Origin of the sequence: Sinorhizobium fredii NGR234, from assembly GCF_000018545.1 — a bacterium.
In the GTDB taxonomy this organism is placed as follows: domain Bacteria; phylum Pseudomonadota; class Alphaproteobacteria; order Rhizobiales; family Rhizobiaceae; genus Sinorhizobium; species Sinorhizobium fredii_A.
In genome coordinates this window covers 245,650-264,106 of record NC_012586.1, presented here as the reverse complement: position 1 = coordinate 264,106, position 18,457 = coordinate 245,650, and the positions used below count along the sequence as shown (strand labels likewise).

Genomic DNA, 18,457 nt, shown 5'->3' with positions numbered 1-18,457 from the left:
AACGATGATGCGCTCTGTCACTTCATTCAACGATTCATGGGTCTTTTCCGAAGGCTTCAACGCCGCCGATGCCGGCATGCTGCAAGCCGGTGATCCGGTCAGCCTGCCGCACAATGCGGTCGAGCTGCCCTTCAACTATTTCGACGAGACCTCGTATCAGCGCGCCTTCACCTATCAGAAGGTCATCGCCTGGCGTCCGGACTTCGCCGGCCGCGAAATCTCGATCGTCTTCGACGCGGCGATGGCCGATGCCGTCGTCTACTTGAACGGCGAGGAGATCATCGCCCACAAGGACGGCTATACCCCGTTCGAGGCGCGCCTGACCGGCCGGCTCCGCGAGAGCGACAACCTGATCACCGTCAAGATCGACGGCAGCGAGAACCCGGAAATTCCGCCCTTCGGCGGCCGCATCGACTATCTCACCTATGCCGGCATCTATCGCGACGTCTGGCTGAAAATCACCGACCCGGTCGCGATCGCCAATATCAAGATCGAGCCCCGCGACGTTCTGAGCGACACCAAATCCGTCAGCGTTCGTTGCGACCTCGCCAATCCGCAGGGCCTCGCCGTTGCCGGCACGGTGACGGCGCTCCTCAGAGACGCCAATGGCGAGGTCCTTGCCGAGGCGGTCGGCGAGACGAGCGGCGAAAGTGTCACCCTCGATATGACCGGCCTCAAGGGCCTGTCGCTCTGGGACATCGACGCTCCGGTGCTCTATCAGGTGGACGTCCAGCTCCGCACCGATCACGGCCGCGACCGGCTTGCATCCCATTTCGGCTTCCGCACCGCGGAGTTCACGGTCGACGGCTTCCGGCTTAACGGCCGGCCGCTGAAGATCCGCGGCCTCAACCGCCACCAGGCCTTTCCCTATGTCGGCTATGCGATGGGGCGCAGCGCGCAGGAGCGCGATGCGGAACTCTTGAAGCACAAGCTTCACTGCAATCTCGTCCGCACCTCGCACTACCCGCAATCGAAATGGTTCCTCGACCATTGCGACCGCATCGGCCTGCTCGTCTTCGAGGAGATCCCCGGCTGGCAGCACATCGGTGGCGAGGCCTGGAAACAGGAAGCGATCCAGAACGTGGCCCGCATGATCGAGCGTGACTGGAACCATCCGTCGATCGTCATCTGGGGCGTCAGGATCAACGAGTCGCAGGATTCGCATGATTTCTATGTCGAGACGAACCGGCTCGCCCGCGAGCTCGACCCCACCCGGCAGACCGGCGGCGTGCGCTACATCACCGACAGCGAATTCCTCGAAGACGTCTACACGATGAACGACTTCATCCTTGGCAACGAGGAACTGCCCGGCTCCAACCGGCCGCGCACGGCCCTCCGCCCGCAGCAGGAATGCACAGGGCTTTCCCGCAAGGTGCCCTATCTCATCACCGAATTCGGCGGCCACATGTATCCGACGAAGATCTACGACCAGGAGCAGCGGCAGGCCGAGCACGTCCGCCGGCACCTCGAGGTGCTGAACGCCGCGCATGGCGATCCGAGCATCTCCGGCGCGATCGGCTGGTGCATGTTCGACTATAACACCCACAAGGATTTCGGCTCCGGCGACCGAATCTGCTATCACGGCGTCATGGACATGTTCCGCGAACCGAAATTCGCCGCTTACGTCTATGCCAGCCAATGCGCGCCGTCTGAGGAAGTGGTGATGAAGCCGGTCACCTTCTGGGCGCGTGGCGAGCGCAATATCGGCGGCGTGCTGCCCTTGATCGTACTCACCAATTGCGACGAGATCGAATTGAAATACGGCTCGCTGACGAAGCGCGTCGGTCCGGACCGCGAGACCTTCCCGCACCTGCCGCACGCCCCTGTCGTCATCGACCACCGCCACTTCACCAAGGACGAGCTCGGCGTCTGGGGGATGAAGTGGGAAAGCGCGGAATTCACCGGCTTCATCGGCGGCAAGGCGGTCGCCCATCTCCGGATGGTCGCCGATCCGCTGCCGACGACGCTCGAAGTCGAGGCCGACAGCAAGACGCTCAGGGCCGAGGGGCGCGACAGCGTCCGCGTCGTCGTCCGCGCTCTCGACCAGGTCGGCAACGTCCTGCCGTTCCTCAATGATGCCGTCGATATCGCGGTTGAGGGTCCGGCGCGGCTCATCGGCCCAAACCGGCTCGTCTTCCAGGGCGGCTCGACCGGCTTCTGGCTGGGATCGACGGGTGCCGCGGGCAACATTTCCGTCACCGTCACCTCGTCGCGTGTCGGCACAACGAAACTCGACCTTTCCGCCACATCCGAAGGAGCGGCGCGCGTATGAGCGAATTGCAACTCAACGGCGTCCGCAAGTCTTATGGCGGTTTCGAGGTCATCAAGGGGGTCGACCTCGAGATCAAGTCGGGTGAGTTCGTCGTCTTCGTCGGCCCTTCCGGCTGCGGCAAGTCGACCCTCCTTCGGATGATCGCCGGGCTGGAGGAGATCACCTCCGGGGACCTCACGATCGACGATGTGCTGATGAACGATGTCGACCCGTCGAAGCGCGGCATCGCCATGGTCTTTCAGTCCTATGCGCTCTACCCGCACATGACCGTCCGGGAGAACATGGGCTTTGCCTTGCGCTTCGCCGGCGTCCCGAAGGCCGAGATCCAAAAGCGCGTAATGGAGGCTGCCAACATCCTCGAACTCGGTTCCCTGCTCGACCGCAAGCCGAAGCAGCTTTCCGGCGGCCAGCGCCAGCGCGTCGCGATCGGCCGTGCGATCGTCCGGCATCCAAAAATCTTCCTCTTCGACGAGCCGCTCTCCAACCTCGACGCGGAACTGCGCGTCCACATGCGGATCGAGATCGCCAGGCTGCACAAGCAACTCGCCGCGACGATCGTTTATGTGACGCACGACCAGGTCGAAGCGATGACGATGGCCGACAAGATCGTCGTCATGCGCGGCGGCGTCGTCGAGCAGGTCGGCTCGCCGCTCGACCTCTACGACGATCCCGCCAACCTCTTCGTCGCCGGCTTCATCGGCTCGCCGAAGATGAATTTTCTGAAGGGCGTGATCGAGACCGTCGACGGCGAAGTCTATGCGCGGCTGCCGGACTATGCCGACACGAAGATTCCCGTCGGTCTCAAGGGGGCACCGTCCGGAATGCCGGTGACCGTCGGCATCCGCCCCGAACACTTCAAGGAGCAAGGCTCCGCAGCACTCGACCTGACGATCGACATGCTCGAACATCTCGGCGGCGAGACTTTCGCCTATGCCCGGCATGGCAATGGCGAGCTCGTAGTGATCGAAACGAAGAACGGCCGCGACCTCAGATCCGGCGACCGCATCGCCGCCCGCTTCGACCCGGGCTGCGCGTTGGTATTCGACGAGGGCGGCAAGCGGTTGCGGTTACTGGAGCCAAGATCAGAACAGGCCCACCTTGCGATGCCTGCAATCGATGATTAAAATGCAATCATTGATGAACGAGGCAATCCATGGCGAGTATGACGATCCGCAATCTTGATGACGCGCTGAAGCAACGCTTGCGCGTTCGCGCCGCCGCGCACGGGCGATCGATGGAGGACGAGGCACGCGATATCTTGCGCGCCGCACTGTCGACCGGCGAAGGGCGGCCGCGCAATCTTGCCGCGGCGATCAGAGATCGCATTGCGCCGCTTGGGGGCGTCGCGCTTGAGCTTCCCGCTCGCGAACCAATTCGCGAAGCCCCGGATTTCTCGGCTTGATTATCCTCGACACCAACGTTCTCTCGGACCTGCTGGCACCCGCTCCGTCAGTTTCAGTCGAGGCGTGGCTTGCCGGGCAGCCGCCGGCGGTGATCTTTACGACAACCGTCACCGAGGCAGAAATCCTCTACGGCGTGCGACTTATGCCCGACGGTCGCCCGCGGCGGGAGCTGGAAGCGGCGATCGCTCTCATCTTCCGCGAGGACCTTTCCGGACGCGTTCTGGCATTCGACAGCGACGCCGCCGACGCTTACGCTTCCATTGCCACCCGGCGGCGCAAGAGCGGCCGCCCCATCAGCCAGTTCGACGCCCAGATTGCCGCGATCGCCCTCTCCCGCGGCGCTGCGCTGGCGACCCGTAACGTCGTCGACTTCGCCGACACCGGCGTCGTGATCGTCAATCCCTGGGATCATCGGCCATAGGCCGTTACACCTACCGCGCGCCCATCCTCAGCGCTCCGTCGAGGCGGATGACCTCGCCGTTCAGCATGTCGTTCTCGCAGATATGCCGCACCAGCGCGGCATATTCGCCCGGCCGGCCGAGGCGCGGCGGGAAGGGCACGCTCTTGCCGAGCGAATCCTGCACCTCCTGCGGCATGCCGGCCATCATCGGCGTTTCGAAAATGCCGGGCGCGATCGAGACGACGCGGATGCCGGAGCGGGCGAGTTCGCGCGCGATCGGCAGCGTCATCGCCACGACGCCGCCCTTCGCGGCCGCATAGGCCGCCTGGCCGATCTGCCCGTCAAAGGCGGCGACCGAGGCGGTGTTGACGATCACGCCACGGCCGCCTTCCAGATCCGGCTCCTCCCGGGCGATCGCCGCAGCGGCAAGCCGGATCATGTTGAAAGTTCCGATGAGGTTGATGCCGATCGCACGGCTAAAACTGTCGAGGCGGTGCGGACCGTCGCGCCCGAGCACCTTCTCGCCGGGCGCGATGCCGGCGCAGTTTATGAGCCCGTGGAGATGCCCGAAGCTGTCGAGCGCCGCCTGCACCGCGGCGGCGCCGTCCGCCTCGCTCGTCACATCGGTCCGCACGAAACGGGCACGCGCGCCGAGTTCGGCGGCAATCGCCGTCCCTGCATCGACATTGACGTCGGCGATGATCACATGGGCACCGTCGGCGACGAACATCCGAGCGACGGCCGCGCCGAGCCCGGACCCGCCGCCGGTGACCAGAAATACCTTGTCGAGGATCAGCATGGCCGTGCTCCGCATGCCGGGCCACCCAGCCTGGCCGCATTCTCTACCGTCATCTCATCCTCCCGCCGTTGGCTGTTCGATCCGTGCTCATGTTTTTGTTTTGACGTATGTCTTTGCCCAAAGTCGGTTTTGGGGCGCATACTAGAGCGCCAGTTCCCACGTCTGGCCGACAAGGTCCTTGCCGAAGCTGTGGTGCCCTTCCTCGCCGATGAGCCGGAAGCCGGCGCGCTCATAAAGCGTCCGGGCCGCGACGAGGACATCGTTCGTCCAAAGGACCACGCGTCGGTACCCTGAGACACGCGCCTGGTCGATGCAGGCGTCGACAAGTCGCTTGCCGATGCCAAGGCCGCGCGCTTCCGTCTCGACATGGAGCAGGCGCAACCTCGCCGTCTCGTCGTCCTCCCATACGAGGAACACTGCGCCGACCGGGGTCCCGTCGCGTTCGGCAACCCAGCAGAAGTCGCGACCCTCCCGAAAATTGCGAAGGAAGGCGGCGCCGATCTCCGCCGCCAGGGCCTCGTAAGTGATGTCCCAGCCATATTCCTCGGCATAGAGCACCGCCTGGCGTTGAACGACCCAGCCGATATCACCGATACGATGGGGTCGTAGTGTTATGACCGGCGTTTCCATGGGAGACCGGCGCAACAGTTCCATCGTCCTGCGGAGGGCGATGTCGAGTTCTCGGAGTTTCTCATCGGAAAGATCATCGACAAGTCGCGCGACGTCCTCGTCGGCCGCCGCCTGAAGCTCTGCCAGTGCCGACCGGCCCTTTTCGGTGAGCGACAATATCCGGCGCCGTCGATCGGCGCCGTCGGCGCGCGCCTTGGCGAGCCCGTTGGCGGCGAATCTGCGCAGGATGCGCGCGAGATAGGCCGGGTCGAGGCGCAGTTCCGTCGCGATTTCCGATGCTGCGGGACTCTCGCGATGGCCGAGTTCGAAGAGAACACGCGCCTCGGTGAGCGTGAAGGCGCTTTCAGTCAGCGTCTCGTCGAGAAGGCCGATGGTGCGCGTGTAGAAACGGTTGAACCGTCTGATTTCGCCGACAACCGCGCTCCGATCGACCTGCATTTCCATTCCCTTGAAAGCAGCATGACTTTCGCCCCATTAGTGGACTGAGTCAACTAATTTTGAATGGAAAATCGGCAGCGCAATGCTGGATCTAATACTGCAGCTTCCGTTCGGGATCGGCTACACGCCGGTTCGCGCCACCAGCGGCACGTAGGTCTCGAGCTCAGGCGCCGGGAAATGGAGCGTCGCGCCGATTTCGGCCGAACGGTAGAGACCCATCAGGATCTCGACCACTGCGAGTCCGTCCTCGAAGGTCTCGAGCGGTTTCACGCCCTTCCTGAAGCACTCGACCATGTGCCGGTTTTCGTCCGTGTAGCCATAGACGCCGGTCTCGTCCTCGAGCACCGGCATCAGTCCCTGTTCGGCATTCTGCTTTTCGACCAGATCCTCGCCCTCGGAACCCTTGACCGCCCGCGACAGGAAGATCTTCAGCCCGGTGCCGAGCGAATTGTATTCCAGCGCATATTCAGGGCCGAGAAGCTCGAGCTGGATCCGTAAGCCGGCGCCGACATAGGCCCAGGAGGTCGTCGCCTCGATCATCAGCTCACGGCCCTCCTCGTCCTCTAGCGTCACGGTGGCGCGGGCGAAATCCTCCGAGGGCCGATTGCGGTAGTCCACCTCGTTTCCGTATCGCTGCCGCAGCTGGTCGGCATAGGCCGGACGGGTCCATTTGAGGTTCGCCACCGTGCCGTTCACCGCCTTGACTTTTAGGGAATTGCGCGCAGCACCTGGCGCCGTCAGCAGATGGCGCGCCACCTCGACGCTGTGGCACATCATGTCGGAGAGCACGCCGCCGCCCTGCTTGTCGCCCTGCCAGAACCACGGTTCGTGCGGGCCGGAATGCTCTTCGGCGGCGCGGGCCAGATAGGGCCTACCCGTCGTCAAGGCGGCGCGACGCCAGATGATCTCCTTGCCGCGAAGTACCGGCGTGCAGAAGACCTGGTTTTCGAGATAGCCGTGGTTGAGGCCTGCGTCTTGCGCCAGATGCAGCATCTCGCGGGCTTCGGCGACGGTGCGCGCCAGCGGTTTTTCACAGGCGACGGCGAAGACCTGGCTGCGGCCCGCCTTGATCTCCGCATGCAGCGTCCGCATCACTTCGAGCCGGGTATAGTTCGGCGACAGGATCCAGATCGCGTCGACGTCGCCGGCCGAGAGAAGGTGGTCGAGGCTGCCATGAGGACGGCAGATGCCGAGTTCGAGTTCCCTCACCGCTTCGGCGAAGCGCTCGCGGTTCTCCGCCTTGCGGCTATAGACGCCGGTCACCTCCACATTGCGTACACCGATCAAGGATTGCAGATGGAAGCGGGCGATGAAGCCGGTTCCGACAAATCCGATGCGCAGGGTCTGCCTTGGCAGTGCAGTCATTCCTTCCCTCCCCCTAATTCAACCACGTGGCGGTGCCGTGCTGCCTCTGATATTGAGCGCCGTCGGCAGCACGATCGGTTCGTCGCCCCCGACGCTGCCGCCCGACAGGATACTGAGCAGAAGCCCCATTGCCGTGCGGCCGATCTCGGCGCGCGGCTGGCTGACGGTCGTCAGCGGCGGATAGAAGGCCTTGCTCAGATAAAGATCGTCGAAGCCGACGACCGAAACCTCGCCGGGGACGTCGCGCCCCGTCCGCCGCAGCTCATGGGCGGCGCCATAGGCCATCTCGTCATTGGCGACGAAGAGCGCCGTCGGCGGCTCCGGCAGGGCAAGGAGTTCCCGGCAGCATTCCTGGCCGCTTTCGAGCAGGAAGTTGCCGCGCACCTCGTAGCCGTCTGGGATCGCGAGGCCGGCTTCGCGCATGGCGAGCCGGTAGCCCTCGCGGCGGTAGACGCTCATCGGCTCGGGGACGGGACCACTGATATGGGCGATCCGCCGGTGCCCGAGCGAAATCAGGTGCTCGACCGCCGCGCGCGCCGCCCCGACATTGTCGACCTGCACATGCGGCAGGCCTGAACCTTCGATCATTTCGAGTGCCACCACGACAGGCAGATGGTTCCAGCCGCCGGCGCGATTGCCGCCGGCCGGCGGCAGCTTGCCGGTCATCAGGATCATGCCGTCGGCATGGCCGTCGCGCAGCATGTTGAAATACTCGATCTCGCGGAGCGGATCATTCTCGGTATTGCCCATCAGCACCGCATAGCCGGCTTCCCGCGCCGTCGCCTCGACGCCTTTCAGGATGTCGAGATAGAAGGGGTTGCCGACGTCGCGGACGACGAGCAGCACCGCCATCGACTTGCGGGTGCGCAGGTTGCGGGCACTGACATTGGGGCGGTAGTTGAGCTCGCGCGCCAGATCATGAATGCGCTGGCGCGTCTCGGCCGTCACCAGCGCCGAGTCGGAAAGCGCCCGCGAGACGGTGGCGACCGACACGCCGGCCTTCTCGGCTATATCCTTGATCTTCGGCCGATCCCTCATGCGCGCATCGCCCGACCCCGGCCATAGAACATCATGAGGATGAGCAGGGTCGCCCCGAATACCATCTGCCGGCCGGATTCGTCGATGTTCACCGTGGTGAGGATGCCCTGCAGGATGACGAGCAGGAAGGCGCCGGCCATGGTGCCGGTATAGCCGCCCTTGCCGCCGGCGAGCGATGTGCCGCCGAAGACGACGGCGATGATCGAGGTCAGTGTATATTGCTCGCCGACATTGGCGAAGGACGAGCCGGAATAGCCGAGCAGGCAAAGGCCGGCGACCGCCGCGAACATGCCGGAGATCATGAAGAGCGCGATGCGCATCAACCGGACCGGCACGCCCGCCATATAGGCGGCGTGCTCGTTCGAGCCGATCGCGTAGATGCGGTGGCCGAAGACGGTGCGGTTGAGCATGAAGGCCATGAGGATGCCGATCGCGACCCACAGCCAGATGATCCCCGGCACGCCGAAGAAAAGCGGCTGGGTGACGAAGCGCGACAGGGCCGGCGCCGCCTGGCCGGAGGGAATGCCCATACGGATGACGACGAGGAGGCCCTGCAGCACGCCGAGCATGCCGAGCGTCATCACCAGCGGCGGAATGCGCAGCAGCGTGACGCCGAGGCCGTTCAGCAGGCCGAAGAAGGCCCCGGCCAGAAGGCAGGCGGCGATCGCCGGCACAATGCCGATATCGGCACCTTGCATGACATTGCCGGCGATGATCGCCGACAGCGAGACGACGCCGCCGACTGAGAGATCGATGCCCTCCCGTCCGCCGAGAATGACGACATTCTGGCCGGCCGCGACGATGCCGAGCAGCGAGGCGACGATCATCAGCCGAAGGATCTGCGCACCGCTGGCAAAACCCGGAGACAACAATTCGCCGAGATAGAGGAGGAGGACGATGAGGACGAGCGCGACGACGATCGGCTGGCGAAGGAACGAGACAACGCTGCTCATGGACGCGCCCTCCGGCCGGCGAGCACGCCGGCCATCAGGACGACGAGGATCGCAAGGCCCTGCACGAAGTTCTGCCACTCGGACGGCGTCCCCATGAAGAAAACCACCGAACTGATGAGACCGATCGTCAGCGCGCCGAGGAGAGAGCCGACCACGGTGCCCCAGCCACCGGAGAGAGCGCTGCCGCCGAGCACCACCGCGGCGACGCTGAAGAGCGTCATCTTGCCGCCGACCAGCGGATCGCCGCTTGCCGTGTCGCCGGTGATGCAGAAGGCGGCGAGCGCCGAGAACAGCCCGCAGAGCAGGTAGCCGCGGATCCTGATCGACACCACCGGCAGTCCCGTCTGGAAGGCCGCCTGCTGGTCGTCGCCGACGGCGAGCAATTGCGTGGTGAGACGGGTGCGGCCAAGCACCAGCAGGAGCAAGACCAGTCCGGCCAGGATGTAGAACACGAAGGGCAGCCCAAGAAGCCGGCCGCCATAGGTGCGCCAGAAGATCGTCGGCGCCGGGGTGCCGGCCACCGGCAGGATGTAGAGCGCCAGGCCGGTGAAGAAGATGCTGGTCGCGAAGGTGGCGACGATCGCCTGCAGCCGCAGCGCCGCGACGACGAGCCCGTTGACAAGGCCGCAGGCGAGCCCGAGCAGCAGGCCGAGGGCGAGCGCCAGCAGCACGGCGCCGGCACCGCCGCCCCATCGCTCCATCAGCACGACGATCGCCACATTGACGAGCGACAGGATCGAGCCGGCCGACAGATCGATGTCGCCGGCATAGACGACATAGGTCTGGGCGATCGCCAGCAGGATCAACGCCATATAGGTGCTCAACAGTCCGGTCAGCGAGCGGTAGCTGAGGCTGTTCGGCGAGAAGAAGCCGTTCAAGGCAAGCAGCACCAGCACGATGGCGAGGGCCGGCAGGAAAGGATAGCGCTCGAGCAGCCTGCGGATGCCGCCGGCGCGCCGATAGGTCGGGCTGGTTGCGATCTCTGCCATCAGGCGGCCTCGTAAGCGGCTTGGTAGAGGTTGTAGCGGGTACGCTCCGGACCGGTGAGCTCCCGGCTGACCGAGCCGCCGTTAAAGACCAGGATGCGGTTGGCATTGCCGAGCAGCTCGGCATCTTCCGAAGAGTAGAGGATGATGCCGAGCCCGTCGGCCGCCAGTTGCCTGATCAGCGCGAAGAGGTCGGCCTTGGCCGAGAGGTCGATGCCCTTGGTCGGGTCGTCGAGCAGCAGCACGTCCGGACGGTCGATCAGCCAGCGGGCGATGATCACCTTCTGCTGGTTGCCGCCGGACAGCGAGTTGATCGGGTGGAAGAGGCTCGCGAATTTCGTATGCATGCTTTCGAGCGCCGGCGCGACGCGGTCGCTGAGCTTCGACGGCCTGGCAATCATCAGCCGGTCGCGCAGATAGTGGATCGGCGTGACGTTCTCGATGATCGGCCGGCCGCTGATGACGCCGTCGCGGCCGCGGTCGCCGGAGACGTAGGCGCAGCCGCGCCTGATCGCGTCGCGGGGACTGGCCGCATCGAACCGGTCGTTGCCTATCAGGATTTCGCCCGACGCGATCGAGCCGGCGCCGAAGATCGCCCGGAGCAGCGCCGACTGGCCCTGGCCGTGCAGCCCGCCGAAGCCAAGGATTTCGCCGCGCGCCACTTCGAAGCTGACATTGCGGAAACCGGCGCCCGAAAGATTGCGGACCGTCAGCGCCGCCCCGTCCTTCGCGTCGACAATCGCCGGCGCGGAGGATTGCGAGGCGGGCATGTCGCCGGCGCCGCCGACCATGAGCCGGATAACCGTGCCGGCATCGGTCTCGCCAAGACTGAGCGTGGTGATCGTCTCGCCGTCGCGGATGATCGTGACGCGGTCGCCGATCGCCTTGATCTCGTCCATGCGGTGCGAAATGAAGATAATGCCGCGGCCGCGCCGCTTCAGATCGCGCAGGATCTCGAAGAAGCGCTCGACTTGGGCGCGGTCGAGCGCCGAGGTCGGCTCGTCGAAGATGAGCAGCGGCGCCTCGCTTGCCAGCGCCTTCATGATCTCGACGAGCTGGCGCTGGTCGGGCCTGAGATTGCCGACCAGCGCATCGGCGGAAAAGCCATCGCCGGATACGCCGTCGAACAGCGCTATGTAGCGCGCCGCCCGCTCCTTCAGCGCCGTCCGGTCGACGAAGAGGCGGGCCTTGGCCGGCAGCGCGGCAAGGCAGATGTTTTCCTCGACCGTGCGATGTGCGGCGAGGCTGAGCTCCTGATAGAAGATGCCGATCCCCTGCGCCCGCGCGGAACGCGGTCCGGTGATCGTCACCGGCGTGTCGTCGATCAGGATCCGGCCGTCGTCCGGCCGCACGCTGCCGGCAATAATCTTGCAGAGCGTGCTCTTTCCCGAACCGTTCGAGCCCATCAGCACGTGGACCTCGCCGGCCATCACCTCGAGGTCGCCGCGGCGGAGCGCCAAGGTCGCGCCGTAAGCCTTACTTACGCCGTTCAGTTTCAATTTCGACATGGAACCGCGTCCGTTACGCTGCGGGTCATGGGCGCCGGCCAGATCGGCCGGCGCCCATTCGCTCCGACAGGCTCACTTGAAGAGCGCTTCCGCGTCTGAAATCGAAAGCGAGCTCGTATAGGAATAGTAACCGGGCTTGCCTTCGAGCTGCTTTGCCGCCTTCTCGACGTTCTTCGAGTCGATGAACGGGATCGGCAGGTAGAGTGCGTTGCCGTACTGGCCGGCCTTGGCGGGCTCCTTCAGTTCCTTGCCCTGCAGCATCAGCACGGCGACGTTGAGGGCGCTCGCCATGACGCCGGGCGGGTTCACGGTGGCGCCGGAGTTCAGCTTGTCCTTGATCCAGAGGTCGATGAAGTCCTTGCGGATCTCGCCGGTCGCGGCGATCTGGTCCTTCTTGCCGGCATCCATGATCGACTTCCAGGCGCCTGCTGCCATGCCGTCCTGCACCACCACGCCGTTGATGTCCGGATAGGTGGCGAGAATGTTCTGCATCGCCTGCTGTCCCTGGGCCTGATCCCAGTTGGCATTCACTTCATTGACGATCTGGATATCCGGGAAATCCTTGAGGACCGACTTGTAGCCGGCGACCCGCATCTCGTTGGCCGGATGGCCGGCGACGCCGTTGATCGCCACCACCTTGCCCTTGCCGTCGAGTGTCTCGGCGAGCCACTTGGCGCCGGCCGCGCCCCAGGCGGTCTGGTCGATGCCGACATAGACCGCATCGGGCGAGGATACTTCCGCATCGGTTGCAATCACCAGGATGCCGGCTTCCTTCGCCTGCGCGAAGATCGGGTCGAAGGCCGTCGGGCTGTTCGGGTTGACGATGATGGCGTTGACGCCCTCGGCGATGAAGTTGCGGATATGGGCGATCTGCCCGGGCACGTCGACATTGGCGCTCTGCACCGAAACCTCGACGTCGACGCCCTTGTCCTTCCATTTCGCCGCGGCTTCCTTCGCCTCGTCGATCATCTGGGTGCGCCACTCGCTGCCGACCCAACCGTTCGACAGGCCGATCTTGAATGTTTCCGCGTTGACCGCCGAGGCCGAGACAACGATGGACGCGACCGTGCCAAGCGCAAAAGCAATGAATTTCGTCATAAGATCCTCCCAAAATCTTGCGTGAGCTATGAAGCCAGAAAATGTAATCGATTTCAATGGCGAGTTTAGAGTTGTATCCGAACCCCGCGATGCTGGAGCGGCAGGATCTCTTCAAGTCACCCGTCCGTCGATCACCCACTCCCCGCAATCCACCGAGGCGCGGCGCACGACGGGCTCGGTGGTGCTGGTTGCCTGATCGGAATCTCCCGGGGGGTCGGCACATTCGGCAGATGCTCGAGGCTTGGTCGTCAAGCATTCGTCCCCGGACTGCACCAGCGGTTGACTGGCTGTCCTTTCTTGCTTCCGTCGCGCCGGACGAGCCGCTTGATCGCTTCGCCGGGGCTTATGGAAGCTCGATCTCGCCGTCCACCACGTGGTTGAGGCCGGTGCCTTCCGCCGTTAGCGTCATGCGGACCTTCAGCTTCTTGCCGCCGGTCTGGCCCTCGCGCACCGTCTCCTCGATCTTGCGCTGTGAGGTGATGCCGACTTCCTTCAGGAATTTGCGGATCGACATGTTGAAGGCGTCTTCGCTCATGGCGGATCTCCTCTGTCCAGAAGGGATTGTAAGGGAAGGCCAGCAGCCAAGGAAAGAGGACGGCGACGCGCGGCGCCATACAAAAGAGACCCCGAGCCTGGAGGAGGCGTCGGGGTTGCTGAGCTGACCGGTTCCGAGAGGCGGAGGAGTGCAACCGGTCGTTTTGGGCGGTGGAGGAGAACTGCTCTTTGACAATCATGAAAATAGAGCGTTTCCCATCAGCAAGTAGTGCCCTGGGTTACATTGCAGCATTGCGCCGCGGCGCCAGCACCGAAGGGCAGTGGATTTCGCCAGACTGCCTGTGGCCCTGTCCGCGGAGGCTATTTCCCTGCCACTTCCGCCTGAGCTGCGGCGCAGAGCGCGTCGAAGCGCGGTTTCGCCCGGGCGGGAACCTCGATCGCACGGTAGCTCTGCGGCAGTTCGACGTCGCCGACCTTGATCAGCATCACCATGCCCATGCCGAAATGCGGCGAGCATTTGATGCCGTAGAAGCCGGGCTGATCGAAGGTGACGAGGATCTCCTTGTTGATCTTGCCCTTGAACCCCGCGTGCCCGTCGGGAACCATCCCGTCGATCGTCGCGGCGTTGTGGCTCTTGCTGGTGGCGATGAACTTGACGCTGTCGCCGGCCTGCAACCCCAGGAAATCCGGTTCGAAGACCATCGAACCTTTTTCGCCGCGGTTCAGCATCTTGACCTCGACCGTCTCGGCGCCGGCCAGTGCCGGTGTCGAGAGCGCGACTATCGTGGTCAACAGCAACCTGGCAGGCTTGATCATGAAATCCTCTTCAGCATCGGCCTTTCGGCAGCCGGCGAACCGGGTGCGCGGTAACGGATATGGCAGCGGCCCTCGCCATGAAATTCGACGTCGGCGTCGACCCCGAAAACGCCGCGGATTCGCTCTTCGGTGAGCACTTCGTTCGGACGCCCCGACGCGACAATCCGACCGCCGCTCATCAGGGCGACGCGGTCGCAGAACGTGGCGGCATGGTTGAGGTCGTGAAGCGCGGCGACCGCCGTCAGCTTCTGCTGGCGCACGAGATGCAGCAGGCCGATCTGGTGGCCGACATCGAGGTGGTTCGTCGGCTCGTCGAGAAGCAGGATCTGCGGTTGCTGCGCCAGCGCACGGGCGATATGCAGGCGCTGCCGCTCGCCGCCCGACAGGGTGTGCCACAGCCGCGCCGCAAGCTCGGCCATGCCGACATTGCGGATCGCCTCGTCGACGATGGCGTCATCCCTCGCCGACCACGGCGTGAACGGCCCGAGATGCGGCGTGCGGCCGAGCTCCACCGCCCGGCGCGCCGAGATGCGCTCGCTGGTTTCGGCCTGCTGCTCGACCAGCGCGATGCGCCTGGCGATGTCCTTGCGGCCCAGCTTCTCGACAGCGTCTCCGTCCAGCAGCACCCGGCCCGATCGCGGCCGCCGAAGGCCGGCGAGCAGCGACATCAGGCTGGTCTTGCCGGAGCCGTTCGGGCCGACGATGCCGAGAAACTCACCCGGAACGACGTCGAGCGAAACATCCCGGAGGATCGAAACCCCGCCCGTCGACCACGACACGTTGCAAGCGGCGAGCGTCATCGAACTGTCCTGCGCTGGCTGAGAATGACGGCGAAGGCGGGGGCGCCGACAAGCGCGGTGACGACGCCGATCGGCAGAACCTGCCCCGGAATGATAATGCGCGACACGATGTCGGCGGCGATCATGAACACAGCCCCGATCAGGGCGGAGCCCGGCAACAGCAATCCGTGCCGGACGCCGACGATCATCCGGGACACGTGCGGGATGACGAGGCCGACGAAGCCGATCGAACCGACCATGCTGACCATGGCCGCCGTCATCATCGCCGTTACGCCGATCAGGACGCCATAGACCCGGCGAACCGGGATGCCGAGCGAGGCGGCGGATTCGGAGCCGAAGGTGAATGCGTCGAGCGCCCGGGCATGCCACAGGCAGACGATGAGGCCGACCGCCGCGACCGGCACGGCGACCCAGACGTCCGGCCAGCGCACGCCGGAAAGATTGCCGAGCAGCCAGAACATGATGGCACGCGCCTGCTCCGCATTGGCGGCCTTGGTGACGATGAAGGAGGTGAGCGCGTTGAAGAGCTGCGAGCCGGCGACGCCGGCCAGAATGATTGCGCCATGGCCCCTGCCGGCGCGCATCGCCAGCAGGCTGACGAGCCCGAAGGCGAGGAGCGCGCCGACAAAGGCACCGACCGGCAGCGTCAGCAGCCCGGCGCCGATGCCGAGAACGGCGACGGCGACCGCACCGGTCGATGCACCCGCCGAGATCCCGAGGATATAGGGATCGGCCAGCGGATTGCGCAGCAGCGATTGCAGCACGACGCCGGAAAGCGCCAGGGCCGAACCGCAGCAGGCGGCGACGATTGCGCGGCTCACCCGGTAGTTCCAGATGATCCCCTCGTCGAGCGCATCGAGCCCGTAGCCGGCATCCCACAGCCGGTTGGCGACCGTCTTGGCGACGACGCCCATGGGGATCGCCGTTTCGCCGATCGCCGCGCCCAACCAGAGCGCGACGAGCAGCACGACGAGTGCCAGCAGGCCGGCGCTCGTCCGCGACAAGGATGGCGTGATGCCGATCACTTGTTCAGGCCGGATTTCTCGACGGCATCGGCGAGCACCTCGATGCCCTCGATGGTCCGGATCGTCGGGTTCATCGCCTGGGCGTCCATCTCGACGACGTGACCCTCCTTGACGGCAGGCATGAGGCTGGTGACCGGGTCGGACTCCAGGAACTTGTGCTTGACGGCAATGTCGTCGGCAGGGAAGCGGCGGCGCTCCATCTTGCCGGCGACGACAAGCGTCGGTCCTGACTTGGCAATGGTTTCCCAGCCGACCGTCGGCCATTCCTCTTCGCTGTCGACGACATTCCTGATGCCGAGGGAGCGCATGATGTAGCCCGGCGCGCCGTTCTTGCCGGCGACATAGGGATCGATGTCGAGCTCGGCGCTCGAGAACCAGAACACCGCGGAAAGCCTGCCGTCTGCCGAGGCGATCTTCTTCTTCGCCGCTTCCTCGCGCGCCTTCAGCTCGGCGACCAGCTTCTCGCCGCGCTCCTGGACGTTGAAGATCTGGACGAGTTCGGTGATTTCCTGGTAGATCAGGTCCATCGTGAAGACCGTATGGCGAACGCCGTCGCCGCCGCCGCTATTGTCCTTGCCGACGCAATCGGCCGGCGACGTGTAGACCGGAACGCCCAGTTCCTCGAACTGCTCGGGCCTGGCGACGATGCCCTCGGGCCCGACATGCCACTGGAACTGCGCCGTCACGAGATCCGGCTTCCTGGCAACGACGCTTTCGAAGCTCGGGTCGTTGTCGGCCAGCCGCTCGACCTTGGCGTTGGCTTCTTCATAGCCATTGATGACCGGACCGATCCACACGGCGGTCCCCACCATGCGATCCTGGAGGCCGAGCAGATACAGGATTTCCGTGCTGCTCTGGCCGATCGAGACTGCACGATCGGGCGCCTTTTGGAAGATGACCTGATGGCCGCAATTGGTAAGCGTCAGCGGGTAGCTGGTTTCGGCGGCCTGAGCCTCGACGCCGATTGCCGCCAGCAGAACGGCAGCGGCGCAGGCGATGCCGCGATGTGATTTCGCAAAGATGCTTTTCATAAGGTTATTCCCCGGATTCGATAAAGCGGCCGCAAGGAAATGCGGTCTGGCATGGCGCGAACGGACGGAGTGAGCCCGCCTAGCGACAGCTCGAGGGTGTCGAGGAACGGAAAAGACCGAAGGCAACAAGGCGCAGGTCGGCGCAAGGAGAGGTCATGACGTGTCCTGTTCCGGGCATCCCCGCCCGTGATTGGAGTGAACGCATGACGGCAGGTCTCCTGGCTTGCGGATATCTGCCGTCCACCTGCCTTCCCGCGATCGAATTCGCAGTGGCACGACGCTTGCGCGTCACGAGGATGGGCGGCAATCCGCTCACAGTTGCGGGGGCAGCCACGGTCTTGGTCCCTGTTGGGTCGTCCGCACCGTGTTCCCTATTAATCCCCTTCGCTTCGTCGTAGGGGAACCGTCGTCGGCTTGCTTAGTGAGTTGATCTTAATTGGTCAAGGCCGGTTCCATTGCTGCTGCATGTCTCCTCAAATCGACCTCGGTGACTGAGGGAGGCGCAGTTGAAAGGATATGCACGGTACCGGCATAGTCCTGGCCCCGTCCTGAACTTCGCTGGCTGCCACCGGGCGACCGCCGGCAATCGACGTTGCGTTGCTAAACAATGCCATTTCAGTTTCGCGCTTTCCCCGGCCCGCACGAGTGGAGCCTGCCTCCCGCCGAGCGCCGCGTTCGCTCCGCTGCTTCCGCCATACATGCGGTTACAAAAGTCCGGGCCGGCGGACACAGCGTCAATATACGTAGGCGCTCAAATGGCGGCATTGGCTTCGAAAACGAGCCTCGACCCAAATGCTGAAAGGACGAGTATATGAGAACGTCGCGGATCATGACGACTGCGCTGCTGATCGTGGGGAGCGGATTGGCGCTGCACGGGGCCAAGGCGCAGCAAGCGGGAATTCAGCGTACCGATCTCGTGCAGCGCGACCTCGGCGTCCCTGGTCGGGAGGCGGTCCAGGTGCGCGTCGACTTCGAGCCCGGCGCAGTCTCCATCAAGCACTCTCATCCGGGCGAAGAGGTGGCCTATGTGCTCGAAGGCTCGTTGCAATATCAGCTCGAGGGCAGAGCGCCGGTCACCCTTCATGCCGGAGAAACTTTGTTCATCCCGGCTGGAGTGGCACACTTGGCGAAGAATGTCGGCGACGGCAGGGCGTCCGAGCTTGCGACATACATCGTCGAGAAGGGCACCCCGCTGGTCGTTCCGGTCAAGTGAGCGTTTCCGCATGGACAAGGGCGGCCACTTCGCCGCCTGGGAAGAGCCGGCCCTGTTCAGCACCGAGTTGCGCGCCGCTTTCCAGCCATTGCGTCGACCTCCCCTTCGGCGCACGACGCACCAATCGGTGAATACCGCTACCACGGCGTTCTGAGTTTGATAGAAATGGTAGTCGAACGGTGGAGGT

At 64.6% G+C, this 18,457-nt stretch carries 19 protein-coding genes and 1 riboswitch; of the genes, 6 read left to right on the top strand and 13 right to left on the bottom strand.

Annotated features, from left to right (window positions below):
• The first annotated feature begins 7 nt into the window (after window positions 1-7).
• Genes NGR_RS01310 through NGR_RS01295 form a run of 4 tightly spaced genes read left to right on the top strand, consistent with a single transcriptional unit; the run spans window position 8 to window position 4,096 of the window.
• Entirely contained in the window at window positions 8-2,272 is a 2,265-nt protein-coding gene (locus tag NGR_RS01310; protein WP_012706331.1) for a glycoside hydrolase family 2 protein, read from the top strand.
• A complete protein-coding gene (locus NGR_RS01305) occupies window positions 2,269-3,396 on the top strand; it encodes an ABC transporter ATP-binding protein (protein ID WP_012706330.1) in 1,128 nt (375 codons plus the stop codon). The genes NGR_RS01310 and NGR_RS01305 overlap by 4 nt, the downstream gene beginning before the upstream one ends.
• Window positions 3,397-3,425: 29 nt before the next feature.
• Window positions 3,426-3,674 carry a FitA-like ribbon-helix-helix domain-containing protein gene (locus NGR_RS01300; protein WP_012706329.1) on the top strand — a complete coding sequence of 83 codons (249 nt, stop codon included), beginning with the start codon at window positions 3,426-3,428 and terminating at the stop codon, window positions 3,672-3,674.
• Window positions 3,671-4,096 carry a type II toxin-antitoxin system VapC family toxin gene (locus tag NGR_RS01295; RefSeq protein ID WP_012706328.1) on the top strand — a complete coding sequence of 142 codons (426 nt, stop codon included), beginning with the start codon at window positions 3,671-3,673 and terminating at the stop codon, window positions 4,094-4,096. The genes NGR_RS01300 and NGR_RS01295 overlap by 4 nt, the downstream gene beginning before the upstream one ends.
• Before the next feature lie 10 nt (window positions 4,097-4,106).
• Here NGR_RS01295 and NGR_RS01290 read toward each other — a convergent pair whose 3' ends face one another.
• The 13 genes from NGR_RS01290 to NGR_RS01230 all read right to left on the bottom strand — a co-directional run bounded on the left by NGR_RS01290 (window position 4,107) and on the right by NGR_RS01230 (window position 17,057).
• Window positions 4,107-4,874 (bottom strand): 3-hydroxyacyl-CoA dehydrogenase, encoded by a 768-nt coding sequence (locus tag NGR_RS01290; RefSeq protein ID WP_164924031.1) that lies wholly within the window; start codon window positions 4,872-4,874, stop codon window positions 4,107-4,109.
• A 141-nt stretch (window positions 4,875-5,015) separates the two neighbouring features.
• Complete coding sequence (locus NGR_RS01285) at window positions 5,016-5,942, bottom strand: bifunctional helix-turn-helix transcriptional regulator/GNAT family N-acetyltransferase (protein WP_012706326.1); 927 nt, start codon at window positions 5,940-5,942, stop codon at window positions 5,016-5,018.
• A gap of 120 nt (window positions 5,943-6,062) precedes the next feature.
• The gene (locus NGR_RS01280) at window positions 6,063-7,307 is read right to left on the bottom strand and encodes a Gfo/Idh/MocA family protein (protein ID WP_012706325.1); all 1,245 of its coding nucleotides are present in this window, start codon (window positions 7,305-7,307) and stop codon (window positions 6,063-6,065) included.
• An 18-nt stretch (window positions 7,308-7,325) separates the two neighbouring features.
• Window positions 7,326-8,345 carry a LacI family DNA-binding transcriptional regulator gene (locus tag NGR_RS01275; RefSeq protein WP_164923798.1) on the bottom strand — a complete coding sequence of 340 codons (1,020 nt, stop codon included), beginning with the start codon at window positions 8,343-8,345 and terminating at the stop codon, window positions 7,326-7,328.
• Entirely contained in the window at window positions 8,342-9,298 is a 957-nt protein-coding gene (locus NGR_RS01270) for an ABC transporter permease (protein WP_012706323.1), read from the bottom strand. The genes NGR_RS01275 and NGR_RS01270 overlap by 4 nt, the downstream gene beginning before the upstream one ends.
• Window positions 9,295-10,287, bottom strand: a complete 993-nt coding sequence (locus tag NGR_RS01265; protein ID WP_012706322.1) for an ABC transporter permease — start codon at window positions 10,285-10,287, stop codon at window positions 9,295-9,297. Before NGR_RS01265 ends, NGR_RS01270 begins: the two co-directional genes overlap by 4 nt.
• Window positions 10,287-11,792: a sugar ABC transporter ATP-binding protein gene (locus tag NGR_RS01260; protein ID WP_012706321.1), complete on the bottom strand. Its 1,506-nt coding sequence runs from the start codon at window positions 11,790-11,792 to the stop codon at window positions 10,287-10,289. The genes NGR_RS01265 and NGR_RS01260 overlap by 1 nt, the downstream gene beginning before the upstream one ends.
• Window positions 11,793-11,864: 72 nt before the next feature.
• Complete coding sequence (locus NGR_RS01255) at window positions 11,865-12,890, bottom strand: ABC transporter substrate-binding protein (protein ID WP_012706320.1); 1,026 nt, start codon at window positions 12,888-12,890, stop codon at window positions 11,865-11,867.
• Between the two features lie 343 nt (window positions 12,891-13,233).
• Window positions 13,234-13,425 carry a DUF6494 family protein gene (locus NGR_RS01250; RefSeq protein ID WP_012706319.1) on the bottom strand — a complete coding sequence of 64 codons (192 nt, stop codon included), beginning with the start codon at window positions 13,423-13,425 and terminating at the stop codon, window positions 13,234-13,236.
• Between the two features lie 320 nt (window positions 13,426-13,745).
• The gene (locus tag NGR_RS01245) at window positions 13,746-14,201 is read right to left on the bottom strand and encodes a pseudoazurin (RefSeq protein WP_012706318.1); all 456 of its coding nucleotides are present in this window, start codon (window positions 14,199-14,201) and stop codon (window positions 13,746-13,748) included.
• Window positions 14,198-15,001 (bottom strand): ABC transporter ATP-binding protein, encoded by an 804-nt coding sequence (locus NGR_RS01240; protein ID WP_012706317.1) that lies wholly within the window; start codon window positions 14,999-15,001, stop codon window positions 14,198-14,200. Before NGR_RS01240 ends, NGR_RS01245 begins: the two co-directional genes overlap by 4 nt.
• Window positions 14,998-16,026, bottom strand: a complete 1,029-nt coding sequence (locus tag NGR_RS01235) for a FecCD family ABC transporter permease (RefSeq protein ID WP_164923797.1) — start codon at window positions 16,024-16,026, stop codon at window positions 14,998-15,000. Before NGR_RS01235 ends, NGR_RS01240 begins: the two co-directional genes overlap by 4 nt.
• On the bottom strand, window positions 16,023-17,057 hold the full coding sequence (locus NGR_RS01230) for an ABC transporter substrate-binding protein (protein ID WP_012706315.1): 1,035 nt from the start codon (window positions 17,055-17,057) through the stop codon (window positions 16,023-16,025). Before NGR_RS01230 ends, NGR_RS01235 begins: the two co-directional genes overlap by 4 nt.
• Window positions 17,058-17,248: 191 nt before the next feature.
• Window positions 17,249-17,480: riboswitch (cobalamin riboswitch) on the bottom strand.
• Between the two features lie 388 nt (window positions 17,481-17,868).
• Here NGR_RS01230 and NGR_RS01225 point away from each other — a divergent pair.
• Window positions 17,869-18,270, top strand: coding sequence for a cupin domain-containing protein (locus NGR_RS01225; protein ID WP_012706314.1), 402 nt, complete (start codon window positions 17,869-17,871; stop codon window positions 18,268-18,270).
• 10 nt (window positions 18,271-18,280) lie between these two features.
• Entirely contained in the window at window positions 18,281-18,424 is a 144-nt protein-coding gene (locus tag NGR_RS01220; protein ID WP_164923763.1) for a hypothetical protein, read from the top strand.
• Window positions 18,425-18,457 lie beyond the last annotated feature (33 nt).

What these genes read in the sequence shown, in the direction of transcription:
- NGR_RS01270 (WP_012706323.1), bottom strand. Translation starts at nt 9,298, where the DNA reads ATGAGCAGCGTTGTCTCGTTCCTTCGCCAGCCGATCGTCGTCGCGCTC.
- NGR_RS01275 (WP_164923798.1), bottom strand. Translation starts at nt 8,345, where the DNA reads ATGAGGGATCGGCCGAAGATCAAGGATATAGCCGAGAAGGCCGGCGTG.
- NGR_RS01310 (WP_012706331.1), top strand. Translation starts at nt 8, where the DNA reads ATGCGCTCTGTCACTTCATTCAACGATTCATGGGTCTTTTCCGAAGGC.
- NGR_RS01245 (WP_012706318.1), bottom strand. Translation starts at nt 14,201, where the DNA reads ATGATCAAGCCTGCCAGGTTGCTGTTGACCACGATAGTCGCGCTCTCG.
- NGR_RS01265 (WP_012706322.1), bottom strand. Translation starts at nt 10,287, where the DNA reads ATGGCAGAGATCGCAACCAGCCCGACCTATCGGCGCGCCGGCGGCATC.
- NGR_RS01230 (WP_012706315.1), bottom strand. Translation starts at nt 17,057, where the DNA reads ATGAAAAGCATCTTTGCGAAATCACATCGCGGCATCGCCTGCGCCGCT.
- NGR_RS01240 (WP_012706317.1), bottom strand. Translation starts at nt 15,001, where the DNA reads ATGACGCTCGCCGCTTGCAACGTGTCGTGGTCGACGGGCGGGGTTTCG.
- NGR_RS01250 (WP_012706319.1), bottom strand. Translation starts at nt 13,425, where the DNA reads ATGAGCGAAGACGCCTTCAACATGTCGATCCGCAAATTCCTGAAGGAA.
- NGR_RS01220 (WP_164923763.1), top strand. Translation starts at nt 18,281, where the DNA reads ATGGACAAGGGCGGCCACTTCGCCGCCTGGGAAGAGCCGGCCCTGTTC.
- NGR_RS01280 (WP_012706325.1), bottom strand. Translation starts at nt 7,307, where the DNA reads ATGACTGCACTGCCAAGGCAGACCCTGCGCATCGGATTTGTCGGAACC.
- NGR_RS01290 (WP_164924031.1), bottom strand. Translation starts at nt 4,874, where the DNA reads ATGCTGATCCTCGACAAGGTATTTCTGGTCACCGGCGGCGGGTCCGGG.
- NGR_RS01300 (WP_012706329.1), top strand. Translation starts at nt 3,426, where the DNA reads ATGGCGAGTATGACGATCCGCAATCTTGATGACGCGCTGAAGCAACGC.
- NGR_RS01255 (WP_012706320.1), bottom strand. Translation starts at nt 12,890, where the DNA reads ATGACGAAATTCATTGCTTTTGCGCTTGGCACGGTCGCGTCCATCGTT.
- NGR_RS01305 (WP_012706330.1), top strand. Translation starts at nt 2,269, where the DNA reads ATGAGCGAATTGCAACTCAACGGCGTCCGCAAGTCTTATGGCGGTTTC.
- NGR_RS01260 (WP_012706321.1), bottom strand. Translation starts at nt 11,792, where the DNA reads ATGTCGAAATTGAAACTGAACGGCGTAAGTAAGGCTTACGGCGCGACC.
- NGR_RS01225 (WP_012706314.1), top strand. Translation starts at nt 17,869, where the DNA reads ATGAGAACGTCGCGGATCATGACGACTGCGCTGCTGATCGTGGGGAGC.
- NGR_RS01285 (WP_012706326.1), bottom strand. Translation starts at nt 5,942, where the DNA reads ATGCAGGTCGATCGGAGCGCGGTTGTCGGCGAAATCAGACGGTTCAAC.